Below are 18432 nucleotides of genomic sequence, written 5' to 3' on the forward strand. Positions count from 1 at the left end.
AAGGTTGCAGGGTGGTCCACGCCAAGGCCGCTCACCAACGCTGGAACGACGAGAAGATGCCCGCTGCGCCCGGAGGCCCGCGCCTGCTGCTGCGCCGCCTCCGCGAAGCGATGGCGGAGCCGGTCAGCCCCCAGGCACGCCTAGACCGCATCGTCGTCCTGATCGCCGCCAACGTCGTGGCCGAGGTCTGCTCGGTCTACGTCCTGCGGGATGACAACACCCTCGAGCTGTTCGCCACGGAAGGGTTGAACCGCGAGGCGGTCCACCAGACCCGCATGCGCGCCGACGAGGGCCTGGTCGGCCTTATCGCCCGCACGGCCGAGCCGCTGTCGCTCTCCGACGCCCAGAACCACCCGTCCTTCTCGTACCGGCCGGAGACGGGGGAGGAATCCTACCACGCCTTCCTGGGCGTGCCGCTGCTGCGGGCCGGCAACACGCTCGGCGTCCTCACCGTCCAGAACAAGACCTACCGGGTCTATTCCGAGGAGGAGATCGAGGCGCTCCAGACCACCGCCATGGTGCTCTCGGAGATGATCGCCTCCGGCGAGCTGGAAGGCCTGGCACCCGATGCCGGCACCGCCGCCCGCCGCCCGGTGGTGGCGCGGGGCATCGCGCTCGCCGACGGGATCGGCCTCGGCCACGTGGTGCTCCACGAGCCGCGCGTGGTCGTGAAGACCCTGATCGCCGAGAACGTCGAGCGCGAGGTCGCGCGCCTCGACGAGGCGATCGAGAAGGTGCGCTCGGCGATCGACGCGCTCGTTGAGCGCGGCGACCGCATCGGCACGGCGGAATCGCGGGAGGTCCTGGAGACTGTCCGGATGTTCGCCCACGACAAGGGCTGGCTGCGGCGGATGCGCGAGGCGGTGACGTCCGGCCTGACCGCGGAGGCCGCGGTCGAGCGCGTCCAGTCCGACAACCGGGCCCGGATGATGCGGCAGTCCGACCCGTATCTGCGGGAGCGGCTCCACGATCTCGACGACCTGACCAACCGCGTCCTGCGCACGCTGCTCGGCTCCGAGGGGACCGGGGTGGCGATCCTGCCCGAGAACGCCATCCTGGTGGCGCGCACCATGGGCCCGGCGGCGCTCCTCGACTACGAGGCCTCGACGCTACGCGGGATCGTCCTGGAGGAGGGCGGTCCCACCAGCCACGTGGCGATCGTCGCCCGGGCGCTGGGCATCCCGGCGGTGGGCGAGGTCGAGAACGCCACCGCGCTGTGCGACGCCGGCGACGCCATCATCGTCGACGGCGTGGCCGGTGAGATCCACGTCCGCCCCGGTCCCGAGGTCGAGGCGGCCTACGCCGAGATGGTCCGCCTGCGCGCCCGCCGGCAGGAGCAGTACCGGGCGCTGCGCGACCTGCCGGCGCGGACGCGCGACGGGGTGCGGGTGGGCCTGCACCTCAACGCCGGGCTGCTGGTCGATTTCAGCCACCTCCAGGAGACGGGCGCCGAGGGCGTCGGCCTGTTCCGCACCGAACTGCAGTTCATGGTCGCCCAGCGCATGCCTTCGGCCGCGGAGCAGCAGGACCTCTACCGCAAGGTGTTCGCGGCCTCGAAGGGCAAGCCGGTGACGGTGCGCACCCTCGACATCGGCGGCGACAAGATCCTGCCCTACATGGCCAAGCTCGAGGAGGAGAACCCGGCGCTCGGCTGGCGGGCGATCCGGATCGGCCTCGACCGGCCGGCCCTGCTGCGCATGCAGCTCCGGGCGCTGCTGAAGGCCGCGGACGGCGACCCGCTCAAGATCATGTTCCCGATGGTCGCCACGGTGGACGAGTTCGTGCGCGCCCGCGGCATCGTCGAGCGCGAGAAGGCCTATCTGAAGCGCCACGGCTACCGCCTGCCGGCCGAATGCCGCCTCGGCGCGATGATCGAGGTGCCCTCGCTGCTGTTCCAGATCGACGAGATCTCCCGGGAGGCGGATTTCCTCTCGGTCGGCTCGAACGACCTGATGCAGTTCCTGTTCGCGGTCGACCGGGAGAATCGCCGGGTCGCCGACCGGTTCGACCCGTTGAGCGTCGCGGCGCTGCGGGCGTTCCGGCTGATCGCCGAGCGGGCCAACGCGGCCGGCTGCCCGGTGACGGTCTGCGGCGAGATCGGCGGCCGGCCCCTCGACGCCATGGCGCTGATCGGCCTGGGCTATCGCGACCTGTCGATGTCGCCGGCCGCCATCGGGCCGGTCAAGGCGATGGTGCTGAACCTCGACGCCGGCGCCGTGGCCCATCTCATCGACAGCGAGATGGCGCGCATGCACGACGGCGATTCGCTGCGGCCGGCGCTGGCCGCCTTCGCGCACGCCCACGGCGTCCCTATCTAAGCGCGCAGGCGACCCTTGCCGAACATTCGACCGGGGTTGTACGGCAACGCCACGACGCTTTCGGCCGAAGCGCCGCGGCTTCCGTTCTCGAACGGAAGAGGCGTGGATTGGGGGACGTCCTGCCGGGCCAAACATTCCTCCGAGCCGCGCATCTCCCTTCGCGATGCATGGCCCGAGCCCGGCCCGAAGCGGCACGCACAGACTTGCAGAAACACGGGCGATGATCCCCTTTCCCACCGAGCGCCTCGATGCCATCCTGGCGCGGCACGACATGGTCACCGCGCAGCTCGCCTCGGGCGAGGGCGAGCCCGACACCGTGGTCCAGCTCTCGCGGGAGCTGTCCGACCTCGATCCGGTCGTGGCGGCGATCCGCGCCTATCGGGCGGCCCTGGAGAACCTCGCGGGCGTCGAGGCGCTGATCGACGAGCCCGGCACCGATCCGGAGATGCGGGCGCTCGCCGCCGCGGAGAAGCCGGAGGCGCAGGAGGCGCTCGAAGCCGCCCACCGCGACCTCCAGCTCCTGCTGCTGCCGAAGGATGCGGCGGATGAGAAGAGTGCGATCCTGGAGGTCCGCGCCGGCACCGGCGGCGACGAGGCCGCGCTGTTCGCCGGCGACCTGTTCCGGATGTACGCGAAATACGCCGAGGCGAAGGGCTGGCGGGTCGAGGTGATCTCCGAGAGCGAGGGCACGGTCGGCGGCTTCCGGGAGGTCGTCGCCGAGGTCAAGGGTCGGGGCGTGTTCGCCCGCCTCAAGTTCGAGAGCGGCGCCCACCGGGTCCAGCGCGTGCCCGACACCGAGACGCAGGGACGCATCCACACCTCGGCCGCCACGGTGGCGGTGCTGCCGGAGGCCGAGGAGGTCGACATCCACGTCAACGACGCGGATCTGAAGATCGACACGATGCGGGCCCAGGGCGCGGGCGGCCAGCACGTCAACAAGACGGAGTCGGCGATCCGCATCACCCACCTGCCGACCGGAATCGTGGTGTTCGTCCAGGAAGAGCGCTCCCAGCACAAGAACCGGGCCCGCGCAATGACGCTGCTGCGCGCCCGGCTGTACGAGGCCGAGCGCAACGCCAAGGATTCGGCCCGGGCCGCCGACCGGAAGGCGCAGGTCGGCTCCGGGGACCGCAGCGAACGGATCCGCACCTACAATTTCCCGCAGGGCCGGGTCACCGATCACCGGATTAACCTCACCCTCTACAAGCTGGAGGAGGTGATGGCCGGGACCGCCCTGGACGAGGTGGTCGACGCCCTGATCACCGAACACCAGGCCGAGCTCCTGGCCGCGGAGGGCATGGCCTGAGCGCGCCCGTGACGGTCGGGTCGAGCCGGGGCCGGTCCCTCCGCGAAGCCCTGCGGTGGAGTGCGGCGCGCCTGAGCGCCGGCGGGGTCGGGGAGGCGGCCGGCGACGCCCGCTTCCTCCTGCTCGGTCTCCTCGGCCTGGAGACCCGCGATCTTCTGCTCGACGGCGATCGATGCCTCGCCGCGGCGGAATCCGCGGCGCTGGACGCGGCCCTCGAACGGCGGCTCGGCGGCGAACCCGTCGCCCGCATTTTGGGCACCTGGGAGTTCTGGGGTCTGCCGTTCCGGCTCGGCCCCGACACCCTGGTGCCGCGTCCGGACACCGAGATCCTCGTCGAGGCCGCCCTCGCGGCCGTCACGGATCGGACTGCGCCGCTCCGATGCCTCGATCTCGGCACGGGATCGGGCTGCATCCTGACGGCCCTTCTGTCCGAGCTTCCCCGCGCCCTCGGGATCGGCGTCGACCGCTCTGCGGCGGCCCTGACCGTGGCCCGGGACAATGCCTTGGCGAACGGGGTCGGCGGGCGGGCCGGCTTCCTGGCCGGAGACTGGTGCGACGCGATCGGCGGCCGGTTCGACCTCGTCGTCTCGAATCCCCCCTACATCAGACACGGCGTGCTTCCGACGCTCGACCGCGCGGTGCGGGACCACGATCCGGTCGCGGCCCTCGACGGCGGCGCGGACGGGCTCGACGCCTATCGGCGGATCCTGGACGGCGTGCACGCGGGGGGCCTCCTCGCCCGGGGCGGGACGCTCGCCCTCGAGATCGGCTACGATCAGGCCGAGGCGGTGCGGCAGCTCGCGCGGGCCGCCGGCTTCGCGGATCGCGGGCTGCGTCGCGATCTCGCCGGCCACGACCGGGTTCTCAGCTTCGGTGGGCCGGACGGCCTTCCATCCGGCCACAGGGATGCCTAACTCTGTCTCGAAGATCGCGGCGTCGAGAAAATGCTTGTTGCATCAACCGGGGAACGCTAAAGTCGGCTTGAAGATCGCGAACCGTTCGTTAAGACGGACGACCATAGGGTCGGTGGTGACCGTGCGTCGCTGTTTGGTTTGCTGATCCCCCGTAACCGTCGGACCAGAGCGCGCAGGTGTTTGCGCGGCGGTTCGCCGGTATTCGAACCTGACAATCGACTGGTTGCCGCACTTGGTTCCGAGCGCGCGGCGCGAGGGATGGTCAGACAGGCGCGCAGGCCGCTCAGTGGCCTCCACGCGCGGCGCCGCCGGACGCGCTTGGCCGGTCTGCGTCATGAGATCCCGGCCGGGCGCCCCCGTAGACAGTCGTTTGCGTGAACGAGGGTCATTACAGACCGATGAGACCAAACCAGAATCGACGGATGCGCGGCCGCAATCGGCCGAAGGGTCCGAATCCGCTGACGCGCTCCTACGAGTCCAACGGTCCCGACGTTAAGATCCGCGGCACCCCGCAGCACATCGCCGACAAGTACGCGCAGCTCGCGCGCGACGCGCTGGCGGCGGGTGATCCGGTGGCGGCCGAGAACTACTTCCAGCACGGCGAGCACTACTTCCGGATCGTCTCCGGCGCCCAGGAGCAGACTCGTCCGGCCAACACCGGCGGCTATGCCAGCCGGCCCTTCGACGACGAGATGGACGAGGGCGACGAGGACGGTCAGGGCAACGGCTCGGCCCAGAACGGTCACGCCTATAACGGCTACGACGACGGCGATCCCGGCCAGCAGCCGCAGCCGTACGAGAACCGTCCGGACTCGAACCAGGACGGTCGTCAGGGCCGGGACCGGTTCCAGAACCGGGATCAGCGCCGCTTCGACAATAATGGCCGGCAGGATTACAGGCGTCAGGACCAGTCGCGGCAGGATCTGCCGCGTCAGGAGTACCGCCAGGATTATCAGCGCCCGGACTACCGCCAGGATCGGCAGGACCGTCCCGAGCGCCAGGATTACAACCGGCCGGACTATCGCCAGGACCGACAGGAGACCCGGCAAGACGCCCGACAGGACAATCGGCAAGACGGCCGGCAGGACAGCCGTCAGGACAACAGGCAAGAGAACCGCCAGGAGGTCCGCTCGGACCAGGGCCGCTACGACAACGGCCGCGGGGAGGGCATGCGGACCGAGCCCCGCTCGGACAACCGCCCCGAGCGTGCGCCGCGCAGCGAGGCGCCGCGCCAGACCGAGCCGGCCCCGCGCCGCGAGCGCCGCCGCGAGGCCGCACCTGCGACGGTGGCCGAGGACCCGGCCGGCCTGCCGGCCTTCCTGATGGCGCCGACCCGTCCCGTCCCGGCGGTCGAGCCGCCCGCGGTCCAGGAGCCGGAAGCGGCCGCCGAGGAAGCTCCCGTCGCCAAGCCGCGCCGTCGCCGCCGTCCGCGCTTCGAGGGCCTCGTGGCCGACGAGGGCGGAGCCGGGACGCCCGGCGAGGATCCGCCGACGGAGTGATAAGCTGATCCGCCTGCTGCGCGGGCGTGAGCAGCCGATCTGAAGGGTCGTCCCGGGTGACCGGGGCGGCCCTTCACGCGTCCGGGGATCGGGCCCGGGCCGAGCGCCAGTCGGCGTAGGCGTGCACCCGGTGGATCAGCCGCTGCCGCCGGTCGACCTCGCCGAACGGAGCGATCTCCCAGTCCCAGGCGGCGTCGGACGGCGGCAGGGTCGCGCCGAACATCAGGTCTAGGCTGTCGGTGACGCACCCGGCGCGATCCTCCTCACGCTGCACGGTGTCGGTGATCAGGCAGACACGCTCCGCCTGCTCCGCCAGGGCATCCAGGGACGCGAGGTGCGCCTCAATGAGGTGCCGCGCGAGCTGCGGGGGCGCCTCCCGGTCCGCGGCCTCGTAGCGGTCCAGCGGGACGATCGGGAGTTGCGACAGCAAATTGGCCGAGACGATCAGGTCGGAGCCGGCGCAGAGTTCTCCGAGACCGCCTGCGAGGCCGGCGCTGATCTCGGCGTGCGTCAGGGTCACGTTATCGTGACGCCGGGCGGCGAGCCGGGCCGGCCAGGGATGCACCGCGTCCACCAGGGTGACCCGGTCGAACAGGCGGCCGAGTGTTTCGAGGGGCACGTCCTCGAGGAGCCCCGACCCGAGCACGACGGCGTGGCGGCGCCGCCCGGTCGCTTCGGCCGCGGCGGCGACGACGCTCCGGGCCCGTGCGAGATGCGGCGCCCAGGATGCGCGACAGCGGCGGGACCGGGCATGGAGCAGGCCGCTCTGGCGGACATAGCCGAGCCGGCGCAGGCGCAGCGGCGCGGGATTGACCAGCGAGAGCGCCCACGCGACCAGCATCGCCGACCGGCTCAGTCGTCCTCGGGTGCCGGCGCCCGGGACGCGATCCCGCGGTAGCCCGTCGCCAGGACGTAGAGTTCGCTGGAATCGGCGCGGCTCGCGGCCGGCTTGACGTGGCGGACGGTGGTGAAGTCGCGCTTCAGGTCGGTCAGCAGCGCGCCCTCCGTACCGCCCTGGAACACCTTGGCGAGGTAGGCGCCCCCCGGTCCCAGGATCTCGCGGGCGAACACCGCCGCGGTCTCGGCGAGGCCGATGATGCGCAGGTGATCGGTCTTCTTGTGGCCCGTCGCGTTGGCGGCCATGTCGGACAGGACCAGGTCGGCCGGACCGCCGAGCAAGGCGGTGAGTTGGGCCGGCGCCGCGGGATCGAGGAAATCCAGCGTGATGAACTCGACCCCGGCCATCGGCTCGATCTCCAGGAGATCGATGCCCACGACCCGTCCCGTCGGCCCCACGGTCCGCGCGGCGACCTGCGACCAGCCTCCGGGCGCGGCGCCGAGATCGACCACCCGCTGGCCGGCCCTCAGCAGCTTGTAGCGCTCGTCGATCTCGATGAGCTTGTAGGCCGCCCGGGACCGATAGCCCTCGCGCTTGGCCCGCGCCACGTAGGGATCGTTGAGCTGGCGCTCCAGCCACCGCTTCTGCGACAGGGTCCGGCCGCGGCCGGTCTTCACCCGCTGCTTCAGATCCCCGCGCACGCCGCCGCCGGAACTCGCGCCGCCGCGCCGGTCGCTCATCGCGATTCCCTCATCGGACCGGCTTCCTGTTCCAGACGCCGTCCTCCCGCATCATGTTCATCAGCAGGCCCTCGCGCAGTCCGCGGTCGGCGATGCGCAGGCGCTCGGACGGGAAAGCCCGGCGGATCGCCTCGAGGATCGCGCAGCCCGCGAGCACGAGATCCGCCCGGTCCCGGCCGATGCAGGGATTGTCGGCCCGCTGCTCCAGGCGCGTGTCGAGCAGGTCGTCGATCGCGGTGGTGACGTCCGCATCGTGCATCCACAGGCCGTCGACCCGCCGCCGCTCGTAGCGCGCCAGCCGCAGATGCATCGCGGCGATCGTCGTGACCGTCCCGGAGGTACCGAGCAGGTGGAAGTGCGGTGCGGTCGCGGCGGCCGCGGCCCGGAGCGCGAAGGCCGAGAGCTTCTCGGCCACTTCCTCGACCATGCCCTCGAACATGCGCCGGGTGACCTCCGCGCCGCCATGCCGCTCGGCCAGAGTCACCACACCGACCGGGAGCGAATCCCACGCCCGGATCCGCAGGGTCGGGTCGGTGGAGGGATTGGCGGCGGCCCCGTCGAGCCACGCGATCTCGGTGGAGCCGCCGCCGATGTCGAAGATCACCACCGATTCGGCCAGGGGATCCGCCAGCGCCGCGCAGCCGGTCACCGCGAGATAGGCCTCGGTCTGGCGGTCGACGATCTCCAGGTCCAGCCCCACCCCCCGGCGGACCCGCTCGACGAAGGCGGCCCCGTTCACCGCGAGCCGGCAGGCCTCCGTGGCGATGATCTTGGCCCGCTGCACGCCCCGGGACTGCATCTTGGTCCGGCAGATCCGCAGCGCCTCGACGGTCCGCTCGATCGCGGTCTCGCTCAGGCGGTCGGAGGTTCCGAGACCTTCGCCGAGCCGGACGATGCGCGAGAACGCGTCGATCACCCGGAACCCGCTGAAGGTCGGCTCGGCGATCAGCAGGCGGCAATTGTTGGTGCCCAGGTCGAGCGCCGCGTAGGTGGCGCGACGGCGCTCGCGGCCCGGATACGGGGCCGGCGTGTGGAGCGGCGCTGCGCCGGTCTGGAGTCGAGACGGCTCGGCCGCGGCGGTCTCGTCCCTCATCGGCGCGGCCGTCGATCCTTCGGGTCGGCCGGGCGCGTGGCGCCTGGCCTTCGTTGACCTGCGACCCTACAGGCTCGGCGGGGAACTGCAACGTCCGATCGCAGGCCCGGTCAGGCCACCGCCTTCATGGCGCTGGCGCGCCGGGGGATCGGCCGGAGGAGGCTCTTCACCTGGGAATAGGGGCGGGGGCGGTGGATCACCTCGTCGAGGCGGGACCACAGGGTCTTGGGCGAGAACGGCTTGGCGATGATCTCGTTGACCCCGAGCGCCACCGCCCGGTCCACGACGTTCCGGCGCGGCTGGGCCAGCATCAGGATGATCGGGATCGTGGGGCAGGGCGAGGTCGTCGGCGTGCGCGCGAGACGGATGAACTCCTCGCCCGAGAGAATCGACAGATCCCAGTCGATGATGCTGATGTCCGGCTTGCTCTCCGCCAGCACGCCGAGCGCCTCCGCGCCGTCCGGCGCTTCGAGCACGCGCTTGATGCCGACGCGCATCAGCATGTCGCGCACGATTCGCCGGATATAGAGGCTCTCGTCGACGACGAGGGCGGAGAGGTCTGGGAAGGTGGGAGTCGCGATCATGGACGGCCGGCTTTGCGGGGCGCGACCACGAGGCTAGCCCGGCAGCGTTTGCGTTTCGCTAACGCCTTCGCTCCAATCAGAAAGACCGTCGCGGACGCCCGTCGACCACTGCGTTGTTTACCGCAAGAAAGTAACGGAACCGGCGCGTTTGAGACGAGAAGGTCCTTGCGGTCAAGGCCCGATTGCGTCAGGACTGGGGCGTTATTCTTGGTTACCGCGACCTGGGGTAATGATAGTGCGGGGCGTGGGCTGTCTGGGATGGCGCGCACGCGGTATTCGAGACAAGGGCGGCGGACGGTTTTTGCGAGCTTTCTATGGGACGTGGTCGTGATTTTAGGGGGCCGCAGAAGCGCGGCTTCGACGAGAGTGGCGAGCCGAGATGGCCTGATCAAGCCCCCCCCAGCGGCGGGTTCGGTGGCGGTGGTTTCGGTGGTGGCGGCGGCGGCGGCTTCGGCGGGGGTGGTTTCGACCGCGGCCCGGCGCGTGGCGCAGCCCCGGTCGCTTCCGGGCCAGAGCGTGATGCCACGGTCAAGTGGTTCAACAAGGAGAAGGGCTTCGGTTTCGTCGAGCTGGGTGACGGCTCGGGCGATGCCTTCCTCCACATCCGCGCCGTCGAGGCTGCCGGTCACGACGATCTCATGCCGGGTACCCGCCTGACGGTGACCACGGCCCAGGGTCAGAAGGGCCCGCAGGTGACGAGCGTCACCAGCGTCGACACGTCCACGGCCGAGGCGCCTGCGCCCCGGCGTGAGTTCCGTCCGCGGACCGGCGGCTTCGGCGCCGGCGGTGGCGGCGGTGGTTACGGCGGCGGCGGTGGTGGCTACGGCGGCGGTGGCGGTGGTTACGGCGGCGGTGGCGGCTACGGCGGTGGCGGCGGCGGTGGCCGTCCCTCCGGCGGACCGTCGGTCGAGATGAGCGGCACCGTGAAGTGGTACGATCCCGCCAAGGGCTTCGGCTTCGTCTCGGTGAACGACGGCGGCAAGGACGTGTTCGTCCACCGCTCCGCTCTGTCGCGGGCCGGGCTCGAGTCGCTGGCCGAAGGCCAGCAGGTCACGCTGGGCGTGGTCGAGGGCCAGAAGGGCCGTGAGGCCCAGAGCATCAACGTCGAGGATTGACGGCGTCGCGGCGGCCGCTTTGCCGCCGCGATCCGCGACGACACTTCAGGGCGGCGTCTTCCACGGGAGGCGCCGCCCTTCTCATGTCCGGTGGATCATGCCCCGCGTCCTGCTGCCGACCCTGCTGATCCTGATCTCCGGCGCGGCGCGGGCGGAGGATTTCACCGGCTTCTACGCGGGCCTCAACGCCGGCTACGCCCGGGGTCACGAACGCGACCGGCCCGTGACCGCCCCCCGGCCCGTCTCCGGTGGCGGGACGTACGGGCGCGGCCCCGATCTGCCGCCGAGCGCCCTGGAAGCGGCAGCCTCGATGCGCCGAGGCGGCGGGACGATCCGGCCGGACACGTCCGCTGGGCGCTGAGCCCGGACATTCGAAGCCGCGTCGCCGACCGACGCGCGCGCCGCACGGGACGCCGGGGTCACCCCTGCGGCGCAGGCCCGACGGCGCCGACCGGGGCTTGCGATCGACCCGGGGAAGGCCGGTCACGGGTCTTGCCAAAATCCCCTAACCGCCTCTCCGCACACTGGAATCGTTCCGGAACATAGCCGTTGCGCCGCCGGGGCCGCCGCTGTTAGGTCCCGCCATGGGCTCACGGAAGCGAGGGGAGGCGCCATGAGCGCCCGCACGATATCGGCTCCGGTCTATCGTCGACTCATCGTTGCCGGGCGCGTCGGTCTGGCGGCTCTGGGCGGGTACGCGGTGGCCGCGCTCGCCAGCGGAGTCCTCGCCCTCATCCTGCCGGGTCCGCGGGCCGAGGCCGTGTCCACCGCGATGCTCGCGAGCTTCGCCATCATGGCGACGGCGGTGATCTGGGTCTTCGCCGCGCGGACCCTCCGGCGCGCCGCGCTGATCCTGGGCGTCGCGGCCTGCGCGCTGACCGCTGCCCTGTGGCTCGCGGGCGCGTTCCGGGCGGGGGGTGCGGCGTGAGCCGGCCCCGGAGCTTCCGCCAATCGATGGCGTGGCTGCACACGTGGTCCGGCCTCGTGGTCGGCTGGGTGCTGTTCGCGATCTTCGTGACCGGGACCGCGAGCTATTACCGCGGCGAGATCTCGCGCTGGATGCGTCCCGAACTGTCCGAGACCGCGACCGACGCCGCCCTCGCGGCGAGCCGCGCCGGCGCGTTCCTCCAGAGGACCATGCCGGATGCCGCGGGCTGGTCCGTCAAGCTGCCGGACGCCGAGAACCCGGCCGTCGAAGTCTATTGGTGGCGGGACCTCAGCGGCCCCTTCCACCACGCGCTGCTCGATCCCGCCACGGGCGAGCGGTCGAAGATCCGCGAGACCCGCGGCGGCGATTTCCTCTACCGCTTCCATTTCGAGCTGAACCTGCCGCCGATCTGGGGACGGTGGATCGTCTCGGCCTGCGCGATGGTCCTGCTGATCGCGCTGATCTCCGGCATCGTGACGCATCGGCGGATCTTCGCGGACTTCTTCACCTTCCGGCGGGACCGCTCGGCCCAGCGGGGCTGGCTCGACGCCCACAACGTCGCGGGCGTGCTCGCCCTGCCGTTCCACCTGATGATCGTCTACACCGGGCTCGTCACCCTCGCGCCGATGCTGATGCCGTGGGCGGTCCTGACCGCGTATCGCGGCGACGGTCAGCGCTACTATGCGGAGGCCGGCATCATGCTGGCGGGCCGCCCGCCGGCGGACCGGCCCGGCGTGGTCCTGCCGCTCGGCGAGATCGTGTCGCGGGCGCGCGCTTCGGCCGGCGAATGGCCCGAACTCGTGGTGGTTCACAAGCCGGGCGATGCCGCGGCCACCGCCACGGCGTACTTCACGGAGCCGCCCGGGCTCGCGCACATCCATCCGCAGATCGCCTACGACGCGGTCACGGGCGCGGAGATCGGGCGCCTGGGAGAGGCCGGCGCGGCCACCCAGACCGGCGCCGCGATGGTGGGGATCCACGAGGCGCACTTCGCGGCCGCGCCCCTGCGTCTGGTATTCTTCCTCTGCGGGCTCATGGGCGCCGCCACCGTGGCCACGGGGCTCGTCCTCTGGACGGTCGCGCGGGCACCGAAGGGTGCCGATCCCGAGGGCTTCGGGCTGCGCCTCGTGCGGATCCTGAACCTCGGCACCATCGCGGGCCTCCCCGTCGGCCTCGCGGCCTATTTCCTCGCCAACCGGCTGTTGCCCCCGGATCTGGCGGCGCGGGCGGATTGGGAAGTGCGCGGCTTCTTTGCCGCCTGGATCCTCGCGGCCCTGGCCTCCGCGCTGTATCGGCGGGCCTGGGCGTGGCCCCTCGCCCTCGCCGTGCCGGCGACCGCCTTCCTGTCGATCCCCGTCGTCGACCTGCTGACCGTCGCGGAGGGGCGCTTCCTCGGGTTCGACGCGGCGATGGCGCTTCTGGGCCTGCTCTTCCTCGCAGCGGCACGGCTGACGGCGCGGAGCCTGCAGGGTCGGACCCGGCCCGGGGCGGCCCTGCACAGACCGGCGGAAGCATGACCGTTCCAGCCCTGCTCCTGAGCCTCCTCCTGGGCTTTGCGGGCTTCGCCGCCCTGGCCCTGAGCCTGGACCGGCATCACCGGGCCGTCTTCCGGGCCCCGGTCCCCGGGCGGCGGGTCGGGGGCCTGCGCGCCGCCGGCTGGTCCGGCCTCGCCCTCTCGTTCGCCGCCGCCGTCGCCGCTGCGGGCTGGAGTTTCGGTCCTGTCCAGGGGATCGGCTCGCTCACGGGATCGGCGCTCGCCGTGGTGTTGCTGATGGCCTATCGGCCGACCTGGATCCGGACCGCCGCCCTGGCGGCCCTGCCGCTTGCCGCCCTCACGCTGCCGCTCGCCCTCCTGGCCTGACCGGATCGATCGAACGTTCCCGGGGGCGAACGGTGCCGTTGATCGGTCGACCGATAGACAAAGCGCCAGTTTTGGCCGGCGCCGCATTTCCGGGATGTGGCCGGCAAGCCCGGGCTCGACGGCCCTGATCGCCCGCTGCATTGTCCCCTCGCGGCACCGCATGGAAGAGCGTAGGATCGTTCCACTCGCGCACTGGCCAAAAGTCCACCTTGATTCGGCACGCCAAAAGCCGTTGGCTGTGCCCACACTCGACCGAGGCGCGGCGCCAACGCGCCGGCCGGCGGAAATCAGCTGACGCCAAAGAGCCGCGGTTCGCGAGGCCGTGGCCAACGGAGGGAACAGAGCGATGAACAAGCCGGAATTCCTCGGCGACGCCAAGGTCAAGTCGCCCTTCTCGGCACGCTACGAGAACTTCATCGGCGGCCAGTGGGTCGCCCCCGCCGCCGGACGCTACTTCGAGAACACCTCGCCCATCACCGGCAAGGTGATCTGCGAGGTTGCCCGCTCGGATGCGCAGGACGTCGAGAAGGCGCTGGACGCCGCCCACGCGGCCAAGGAAGCCTGGGGCCGCACGGCGCCGGCCGAGCGCGCCCGCATCCTGCTCAAGATGGCCGACCGGATGGAGGAGAACCTCGATCTGATCGCCCTCGCCGAGACCTGGGACAATGGCAAGCCGATCCGCGAGACCGTCAACGCCGACATCCCCCTCGCCATCGACCATTTCCGCTACTTCGCCGGCTGCGTGCGGGCGCAGGAGGGCTCGATCTCCGAGATCGACCACGACACGGTCGCCTACCACTTCCACGAGCCGCTGGGCGTCGTCGGCCAGATCATCCCGTGGAATTTCCCCATCCTGATGGCGGTGTGGAAGCTCGCCCCGGCGCTGGCCGCCGGCAACTGCGTGGTGCTCAAGCCCGCAGAGCAGACCCCGGCCTCGGTGCTGGTGCTGATGGAGATCATCGGCGACCTGCTGCCGCCGGGCGTTCTGAATGTGATCAACGGCTTCGGCCTGGAGGCCGGCAAGCCGCTCGCCTCCTCGCCGCGGATCGCCAAGATCGCCTTCACCGGCGAGACGACCACCGGCCGCCTGATCATGCAGTACGCCTCGCAGAACCTGATCCCGGTGACGCTGGAGCTCGGCGGCAAGTCGCCGAACATCTTCTTCGCGGATGTGGCCAACGAGGACGACGACTTCTTCGACAAGGCGCTGGAGGGCTTTACGATGTTCGCCCTCAACCAGGGCGAAGTCTGCACCTGCCCGAGCCGGGCGCTCGTCCACGAATCGATCTACGACCGGTTCATGGAGCGGGCGGTGAAGCGCGTCGAGGCGATCACGCAGGGCTCACCGCTGGACCCCGCCACGATGATCGGCGCCCAGGCCTCGGGCGAGCAGATGGAGAAGATCCTCTCCTACATCGACATCGGCAAGCAGGAGGGCGCGCAGCTGCTCACCGGCGGCGAGCGCAACGTCAAGGACGGCGACTTCGCCGAGGGCTTCTACGTGAAGCCGACGGTGTTCCGCGGCCACAACAAGATGCGCATCTTCCAGGAGGAGATCTTCGGGCCGGTCCTGTCGGTCACGACCTTCAAGGACGATGCCGAGGCGCTCTCCATCGCCAACGACACGCTCTACGGCCTCGGCGCCGGCGTCTGGACCCGCGACGGGACCCGCGCCTACCGCTTCGGCCGGGCGATCCAGGCCGGCCGCGTCTGGACGAACTGCTACCATGCCTACCCGGCCCACGCGGCCTTCGGCGGCTACAAGCAGTCGGGCATCGGCCGCGAGACCCACAAGATGATGCTCGATCACTACCAGCAGACCAAGAACATGCTGGTCAGCTACTCGGCCAAGAAGCTCGGATTCTTCTGACCTTCCTGCCGGGTCAACCCCCGAGACAACTTCAGCCCCGGCCCTGCGGCCGGGGCTTTTTCGATCCGGGCGATCCGATCCGGGACCGGCGTGGAAAGCCGCCGCGCACCGCACATATTCAGGGCTGGAGCGGGGAGGATGACATGGGTAGCGACATGACGGCCGACGTTGCGGAGCAGGCCGGCGCCGACGGCACGCCCCTCCGGGTGACCGCAACCCCGACGGCGCTCGCGCTGATCGACGAACTGCGCGGCGAGTACGGCCCGGTCATGTTCCACCAGTCCGGCGGATGCTGCGACGGCTCCTCGCCGATGTGCTACCCGGTGGGCGATTTCGTCGTCGGCGACGGCGATGTCCGGCTCGGCACCGTCGGGGGCGCCGAGTTCTTCATCAGCCGCTCGCAGTTCGAAGTCTGGAAGCACACCCACCTTCTCCTCGACGTCGTGCCCGGGCGCGGCGGCATGTTCTCCCTGGAGAACGGGCGCGAGAAGCGCTTCCACATCCGCTCGCGGTTGTTCTCCGACGCGGAGAACCGCGCGCTCGAAGGGGCGTGCAAGCTCTGAGGGGGGGCTGCGATGGCGACCGTGAAGCTCTGGAGTGACGCGGAGGCCGGGGCCGATCCGCGCGTTGCCGCGGTCTTCGCCGACATCCGGGCGACCCGCGGCTCGGACTTCATCAACAATTTCTGGCGCGGCCTCGCCAACGATCCGGGGCTGCTGGAGCGGACTTGGTCGACGCTCAAGGCGGTCATGGGACCGGGCAGCTTGGATCCGCTGACCAAGGAACTGGTCTACATCGCGGTCTCGATCGCCAACGGCTGTCCGTACTGCATCCATTCCCACACCGCCGCCGCGCGGGCGAAGGGCTTGACGGCGGAGCAGCACGGGGAGTTCCTGGCGGTGGTGGGCATGGCCAACCAGACGAACGCGCTGGTCAACGGCCTGCAGGTCCCCGTCGATCCCGCCTTCAGGGTGGAGGATGGTCCATGAGTATCGGGTCGGAGACGCCGAAGCAGGGGTTTCGCGTGGTGCGCGAGAGTGCGCCGTTCCGCGGCAAACAGGGGCATCTCTATCGGCCGGCGATCTCCGCCGAGGCCGTGGGGTCGAAGGCGCTGCACATGCAGCTCCTGGAGATCCCGCCCGGGGAACGCGCCCACGCCCACAAGCACCAGTCGCACGAGACGTCGATCTACGTCCTGTCGGGCGTGTCGGGCTGCTTCTGGGGCGAGCGGCTGGAGAACCACGCGATCGCCGGAGCCGGCGAGTTCGTCTACATCGCCGCCGACGTGCCGCACCTGCCCTACAACCGCAGCCGGACCGAGCCGGTGACGGCCGTGATCGCCCGGACCGATCCGAACGAGCAGGAGAGCGTCGTGCTGCTCCCGGAACTCGAGGCCGGCGTCGACTGGTCCAAGGCCGAGGCGTGATAGGCTCCGCGGCCGAAGCCTAGGTCGACACGAACTGGGGAGATCCGGCAAGGCCCGGCTCCCGGGCGCCCGCGATTGACTGTCGAATCGGCGCCGGAGACGCAACGGCGCCGCGCGGGCACCTCGGTACGACGGGGATGGGGGGACGCCCTACGTCCCGGCGCGCCGCCCAAGCGCCGCGCCCCGCTTTCAAGGCGGCGCCGACACCAGCGATCGGCAGCAGTCCGCGCCGTCAGCGCTGCTCGATCCGCTCGTTGGCGAGGCGCTCGGCGCGGGTGCGCTCGTCGGCCGAGAGGCCCGACAGCGTCTGATCGAGCCAGGCGTCGGACAGCCCCTGGCCGGCGGCGGCGAGATTCCACGCCGCGGCCTCCACCGGGTTCTTCGGCACGCCGCGGCCGACCGCGTAGAGCCGCGCGACGCGGTTCTGCGCGATCGCGTTGCCGCGGGAGGCGGCGTGCAGGAAGTAGCGGGCCGCCGAGCGCTCGTCCTTGGTGACGCCGGTGCCGTTGAACAGCAGGATCGCGTACTCGACCTCGCTGGCGAGGTCGCCGTTATCGGCGCCGCGCCGGAACAGCTCCGCCGCCTTGACCGGGTCCTTCGGCACGCCGCGACCCTGGAGATAGAGCACGCCCAGATCGTGCTGCGCGGCACCGATCTCGGAATCCGCGGCCTTGCGGAACTGCGCCGCCGCCGCGGCCTCGTCGGCGGCCACGCCGCTCCCGATGAGGATCAGGCCGAGATTGTAGGCCGCGGTGGGCGAACCATGGGCGGTCGCCTGCTCCAGCCAGTGGCGTCCGGCCTTCGGATCCTTCGCCATCCCGCGGCCGTCGAGGGCCATCAGCCCCAACGACGACATGGCGGCGGCGTCGTTCTGCGCCGCGGCCAGCCGGTACCACTCGGCCGCCTTGACGGGGTTCTGCTTCACGCCGAGCCCCTGGTTGTACAGCTCGCCGAGCAGCGTCATCGCGGCTGCATCCTTGGGATTGGCCTCGATGCGCTTGGTCGCTTCCCGGAAGGCGGTGACGTACTGACCGCGCTGGTAGGCCCCGTAGGCCACATCCGGCGGTTGCCCGCTGGCGGGCGGCACCGCGCCCCGGGTGTAGTTCGGCGTGTAGGGGCTCGGGAGATCCGGCATCGGCTTCTTGCCGGCGGCGGCGTTCGCCGCGGCCGGCGTCGCGGCCCTGGCCGGATCGGCCGGCCCCGAGGCGGCGCGCGCCGGCTGCGCGAGGGCGCAGGCCGCGGCCAGACACAGCACGCCACGGACCACACGCCCGCTCACGCGGCGGCCTCCTGCAGGGTGCGCTGCGCCCGCTCGACGGCACCGGGATCCTGAAGCCAGAGCCCGCTCTCCAGTCCGACGAATTCCGCGCCGGCCGAACAGAGCGGCCCGACCTCGTCCGGCAGCGCCGCGACGGCGATGCACGGCGTCTCGAAGATCTCGGCCCACCAGGCGGCGCGCGCCCGGACAAGCTCCGGGTCCGGGGCGACGCCATCCGGATAGAGGCCGCCGAACATCAGGTAGTCGATCCCGGCCTCGCCGGCCTCCATGGCCGTGTGCTTGGTCTCCAGCCCGCCGGCGCCGAGGATCCGCCCGTCGGGCAAGCGGCCGCGCAGATCCCGCAGGTCGCGCGGCTTGTCGACATGGATCCCGTCGGCACCCCCGCGGATCGCGACGGTCGCGAGGTCCCCGGCGAACCCCGCGCAGGCCACCACCAGGGCGGCACCCTGTGCCTGCGTCACCGGCGCGATCTGCTTGACGCGGGCGGTCAGCGCCCGCTCGTCGGCCGCGGCGAGCCGCAGGACCACGGCGGCCACATCGCCGACGCCGCAGGCAGCCTTCAACGCCGCCGCGAAGGCCTCGATGCCGTCGGCATCGAGGCCGTGAGGCCCCAGGAGGGCGAGACGCGCGCTTCTGCTCATCGCAACCGACAATCCGCGCC

At 71.3% G+C, this 18432-nt stretch carries 20 protein-coding genes; 13 read left to right on the forward strand and 7 right to left on the reverse strand.

Translation table 11 applies throughout. The features are described 5' to 3' along the window. Positions 1-56 precede the first annotated feature (56 nt). From ptsP to prmC, 3 genes are all read left to right on the forward strand, one after another. Positions 57-2318 carry a phosphoenolpyruvate--protein phosphotransferase gene (ptsP, locus tag MKL01_RS17815; RefSeq protein ID WP_243906527.1) on the forward strand — a complete coding sequence of 754 codons (2262 nt, stop codon included), beginning with the start codon at positions 57-59 and terminating at the stop codon, positions 2316-2318. A gap of 220 nt (positions 2319-2538) precedes the next feature. Beyond that, positions 2539-3624, forward strand: a complete 1086-nt coding sequence (gene prfA, locus MKL01_RS17820) for a peptide chain release factor 1 (protein WP_243906528.1) — start codon at positions 2539-2541, stop codon at positions 3622-3624. Positions 3625-3632: 8 nt separating this feature from the next. After that, on the forward strand, positions 3633-4538 hold the full coding sequence (gene prmC, locus MKL01_RS17825; RefSeq protein WP_243906529.1) for a peptide chain release factor N(5)-glutamine methyltransferase: 906 nt from the start codon (positions 3633-3635) through the stop codon (positions 4536-4538). Positions 4539-4580: 42 nt separating this feature from the next. On the opposite strand, the gene MKL01_RS17830 is transcribed toward prmC, so the two are convergent. Further along, positions 4581-4874, reverse strand: coding sequence for a hypothetical protein (locus MKL01_RS17830; RefSeq protein ID WP_243906530.1), 294 nt, complete (start codon positions 4872-4874; stop codon positions 4581-4583). A gap of 86 nt (positions 4875-4960) precedes the next feature. Here MKL01_RS17830 and MKL01_RS17835 point away from each other — a divergent pair, with 86 nt between their 5' ends. Further along, complete coding sequence (locus MKL01_RS17835) at positions 4961-6037, forward strand: DUF4167 domain-containing protein (RefSeq protein WP_243906531.1); 1077 nt, start codon at positions 4961-4963, stop codon at positions 6035-6037. Between the two features lie 73 nt (positions 6038-6110). Here the strand turns inward: MKL01_RS17835 and MKL01_RS17840 are convergent, their stop codons facing one another. From MKL01_RS17840 to MKL01_RS17855, 4 genes are all read right to left on the reverse strand, one after another. Beyond that, positions 6111-6878 (reverse strand): hypothetical protein, encoded by a 768-nt coding sequence (locus MKL01_RS17840; protein ID WP_243906532.1) that lies wholly within the window; start codon positions 6876-6878, stop codon positions 6111-6113. An 11-nt stretch (positions 6879-6889) separates the two neighbouring features. Beyond that, entirely contained in the window at positions 6890-7615 is a 726-nt protein-coding gene (locus MKL01_RS17845; RefSeq protein ID WP_243906533.1) for an RlmE family RNA methyltransferase, read from the reverse strand. Between the two features lie 10 nt (positions 7616-7625). Next, complete coding sequence (locus MKL01_RS17850) at positions 7626-8708, reverse strand: Ppx/GppA phosphatase family protein (RefSeq protein WP_243906534.1); 1083 nt, start codon at positions 8706-8708, stop codon at positions 7626-7628. Positions 8709-8818: 110 nt separating this feature from the next. Then, complete coding sequence (locus MKL01_RS17855) at positions 8819-9292, reverse strand: response regulator (protein WP_243906535.1); 474 nt, start codon at positions 9290-9292, stop codon at positions 8819-8821. A gap of 314 nt (positions 9293-9606) precedes the next feature. Here MKL01_RS17855 and MKL01_RS35760 point away from each other — a divergent pair, with 314 nt between their 5' ends. The 9 genes from MKL01_RS35760 to MKL01_RS17905 all read left to right on the forward strand — a co-directional run bounded on the left by MKL01_RS35760 (position 9607) and on the right by MKL01_RS17905 (position 16492). Continuing rightward, positions 9607-10407 carry a cold-shock protein gene (locus tag MKL01_RS35760; protein WP_279604671.1) on the forward strand — a complete coding sequence of 267 codons (801 nt, stop codon included), beginning with the start codon at positions 9607-9609 and terminating at the stop codon, positions 10405-10407. 97 nt (positions 10408-10504) lie between these two features. Continuing rightward, entirely contained in the window at positions 10505-10768 is a 264-nt protein-coding gene (locus MKL01_RS17870; RefSeq protein WP_243906536.1) for a hypothetical protein, read from the forward strand. A 252-nt stretch (positions 10769-11020) separates the two neighbouring features. Beyond that, a complete protein-coding gene (locus tag MKL01_RS17875) occupies positions 11021-11335 on the forward strand; it encodes an iron transporter (RefSeq protein WP_243906537.1) in 315 nt (104 codons plus the stop codon). A 26-nt stretch (positions 11336-11361) separates the two neighbouring features. Beyond that, on the forward strand, positions 11362-12852 hold the full coding sequence (locus MKL01_RS17880; protein ID WP_243906538.1) for a PepSY-associated TM helix domain-containing protein: 1491 nt from the start codon (positions 11362-11364) through the stop codon (positions 12850-12852). Further along, entirely contained in the window at positions 12849-13196 is a 348-nt protein-coding gene (locus MKL01_RS17885) for a DUF3325 domain-containing protein (RefSeq protein ID WP_243906539.1), read from the forward strand. The genes MKL01_RS17880 and MKL01_RS17885 overlap by 4 nt, the downstream gene beginning before the upstream one ends. 346 nt (positions 13197-13542) lie before the next feature. After that, positions 13543-15066: an aldehyde dehydrogenase gene (gene adh / locus MKL01_RS17890; protein WP_243906540.1), complete on the forward strand. Its 1524-nt coding sequence runs from the start codon at positions 13543-13545 to the stop codon at positions 15064-15066. 143 nt (positions 15067-15209) lie between these two features. Continuing rightward, positions 15210-15629: a DUF779 domain-containing protein gene (locus MKL01_RS17895; protein WP_243906541.1), complete on the forward strand. Its 420-nt coding sequence runs from the start codon at positions 15210-15212 to the stop codon at positions 15627-15629. A gap of 12 nt (positions 15630-15641) precedes the next feature. Continuing rightward, a complete protein-coding gene (locus MKL01_RS17900) occupies positions 15642-16055 on the forward strand; it encodes a carboxymuconolactone decarboxylase family protein (RefSeq protein ID WP_243906542.1) in 414 nt (137 codons plus the stop codon). Beyond that, complete coding sequence (locus tag MKL01_RS17905) at positions 16052-16492, forward strand: cupin domain-containing protein (RefSeq protein WP_243906543.1); 441 nt, start codon at positions 16052-16054, stop codon at positions 16490-16492. The genes MKL01_RS17900 and MKL01_RS17905 overlap by 4 nt, the downstream gene beginning before the upstream one ends. 232 nt (positions 16493-16724) lie before the next feature. Here the strand turns inward: MKL01_RS17905 and MKL01_RS17910 are convergent, their stop codons facing one another. Together MKL01_RS17910 and MKL01_RS17915 are read right to left on the reverse strand one after the other, a co-directional pair. Continuing rightward, positions 16725-17771, reverse strand: a complete 1047-nt coding sequence (locus MKL01_RS17910) for a tetratricopeptide repeat protein (protein ID WP_243906544.1) — start codon at positions 17769-17771, stop codon at positions 16725-16727. Next, positions 17768-18412 carry a thiamine phosphate synthase gene (locus MKL01_RS17915; protein WP_243906545.1) on the reverse strand — a complete coding sequence of 215 codons (645 nt, stop codon included), beginning with the start codon at positions 18410-18412 and terminating at the stop codon, positions 17768-17770. The genes MKL01_RS17910 and MKL01_RS17915 overlap by 4 nt, the downstream gene beginning before the upstream one ends. Between the last annotated feature and the right edge of the window lie 20 nt (positions 18413-18432).

This window comes from Methylobacterium sp. J-070 (assembly GCF_022829385.1).
In the GTDB taxonomy this organism is placed as follows: domain Bacteria; phylum Pseudomonadota; class Alphaproteobacteria; order Rhizobiales; family Beijerinckiaceae; genus Methylobacterium.

What these genes read in the sequence shown, in the direction of transcription:
- MKL01_RS17885 (WP_243906539.1), top strand. Translation starts at nt 12,849, where the DNA reads ATGACCGTTCCAGCCCTGCTCCTGAGCCTCCTCCTGGGCTTTGCGGGC.
- MKL01_RS17850 (WP_243906534.1), bottom strand. Translation starts at nt 8,708, where the DNA reads ATGAGGGACGAGACCGCCGCGGCCGAGCCGTCTCGACTCCAGACCGGC.
- adh (WP_243906540.1), top strand. Translation starts at nt 13,543, where the DNA reads ATGAACAAGCCGGAATTCCTCGGCGACGCCAAGGTCAAGTCGCCCTTC.
- MKL01_RS17900 (WP_243906542.1), top strand. Translation starts at nt 15,642, where the DNA reads ATGGCGACCGTGAAGCTCTGGAGTGACGCGGAGGCCGGGGCCGATCCG.
- MKL01_RS17905 (WP_243906543.1), top strand. Translation starts at nt 16,052, where the DNA reads ATGAGTATCGGGTCGGAGACGCCGAAGCAGGGGTTTCGCGTGGTGCGC.
- prfA (WP_243906528.1), top strand. Translation starts at nt 2,539, where the DNA reads ATGATCCCCTTTCCCACCGAGCGCCTCGATGCCATCCTGGCGCGGCAC.
- MKL01_RS17895 (WP_243906541.1), top strand. Translation starts at nt 15,210, where the DNA reads ATGGGTAGCGACATGACGGCCGACGTTGCGGAGCAGGCCGGCGCCGAC.
- MKL01_RS17845 (WP_243906533.1), bottom strand. Translation starts at nt 7,615, where the DNA reads ATGAGCGACCGGCGCGGCGGCGCGAGTTCCGGCGGCGGCGTGCGCGGG.
- ptsP (WP_243906527.1), top strand. Translation starts at nt 57, where the DNA reads ATGCCCGCTGCGCCCGGAGGCCCGCGCCTGCTGCTGCGCCGCCTCCGC.
- MKL01_RS17830 (WP_243906530.1), bottom strand. Translation starts at nt 4,874, where the DNA reads ATGACGCAGACCGGCCAAGCGCGTCCGGCGGCGCCGCGCGTGGAGGCC.
- MKL01_RS35760 (WP_279604671.1), top strand. Translation starts at nt 9,607, where the DNA reads ATGGGACGTGGTCGTGATTTTAGGGGGCCGCAGAAGCGCGGCTTCGAC.
- MKL01_RS17835 (WP_243906531.1), top strand. Translation starts at nt 4,961, where the DNA reads ATGCGCGGCCGCAATCGGCCGAAGGGTCCGAATCCGCTGACGCGCTCC.
- MKL01_RS17880 (WP_243906538.1), top strand. Translation starts at nt 11,362, where the DNA reads ATGGCGTGGCTGCACACGTGGTCCGGCCTCGTGGTCGGCTGGGTGCTG.
- MKL01_RS17870 (WP_243906536.1), top strand. Translation starts at nt 10,505, where the DNA reads ATGCCCCGCGTCCTGCTGCCGACCCTGCTGATCCTGATCTCCGGCGCG.
- MKL01_RS17855 (WP_243906535.1), bottom strand. Translation starts at nt 9,292, where the DNA reads ATGATCGCGACTCCCACCTTCCCAGACCTCTCCGCCCTCGTCGTCGAC.
- MKL01_RS17915 (WP_243906545.1), bottom strand. Translation starts at nt 18,412, where the DNA reads ATGAGCAGAAGCGCGCGTCTCGCCCTCCTGGGGCCTCACGGCCTCGAT.
- MKL01_RS17840 (WP_243906532.1), bottom strand. Translation starts at nt 6,878, where the DNA reads ATGCTGGTCGCGTGGGCGCTCTCGCTGGTCAATCCCGCGCCGCTGCGC.
- MKL01_RS17875 (WP_243906537.1), top strand. Translation starts at nt 11,021, where the DNA reads ATGAGCGCCCGCACGATATCGGCTCCGGTCTATCGTCGACTCATCGTT.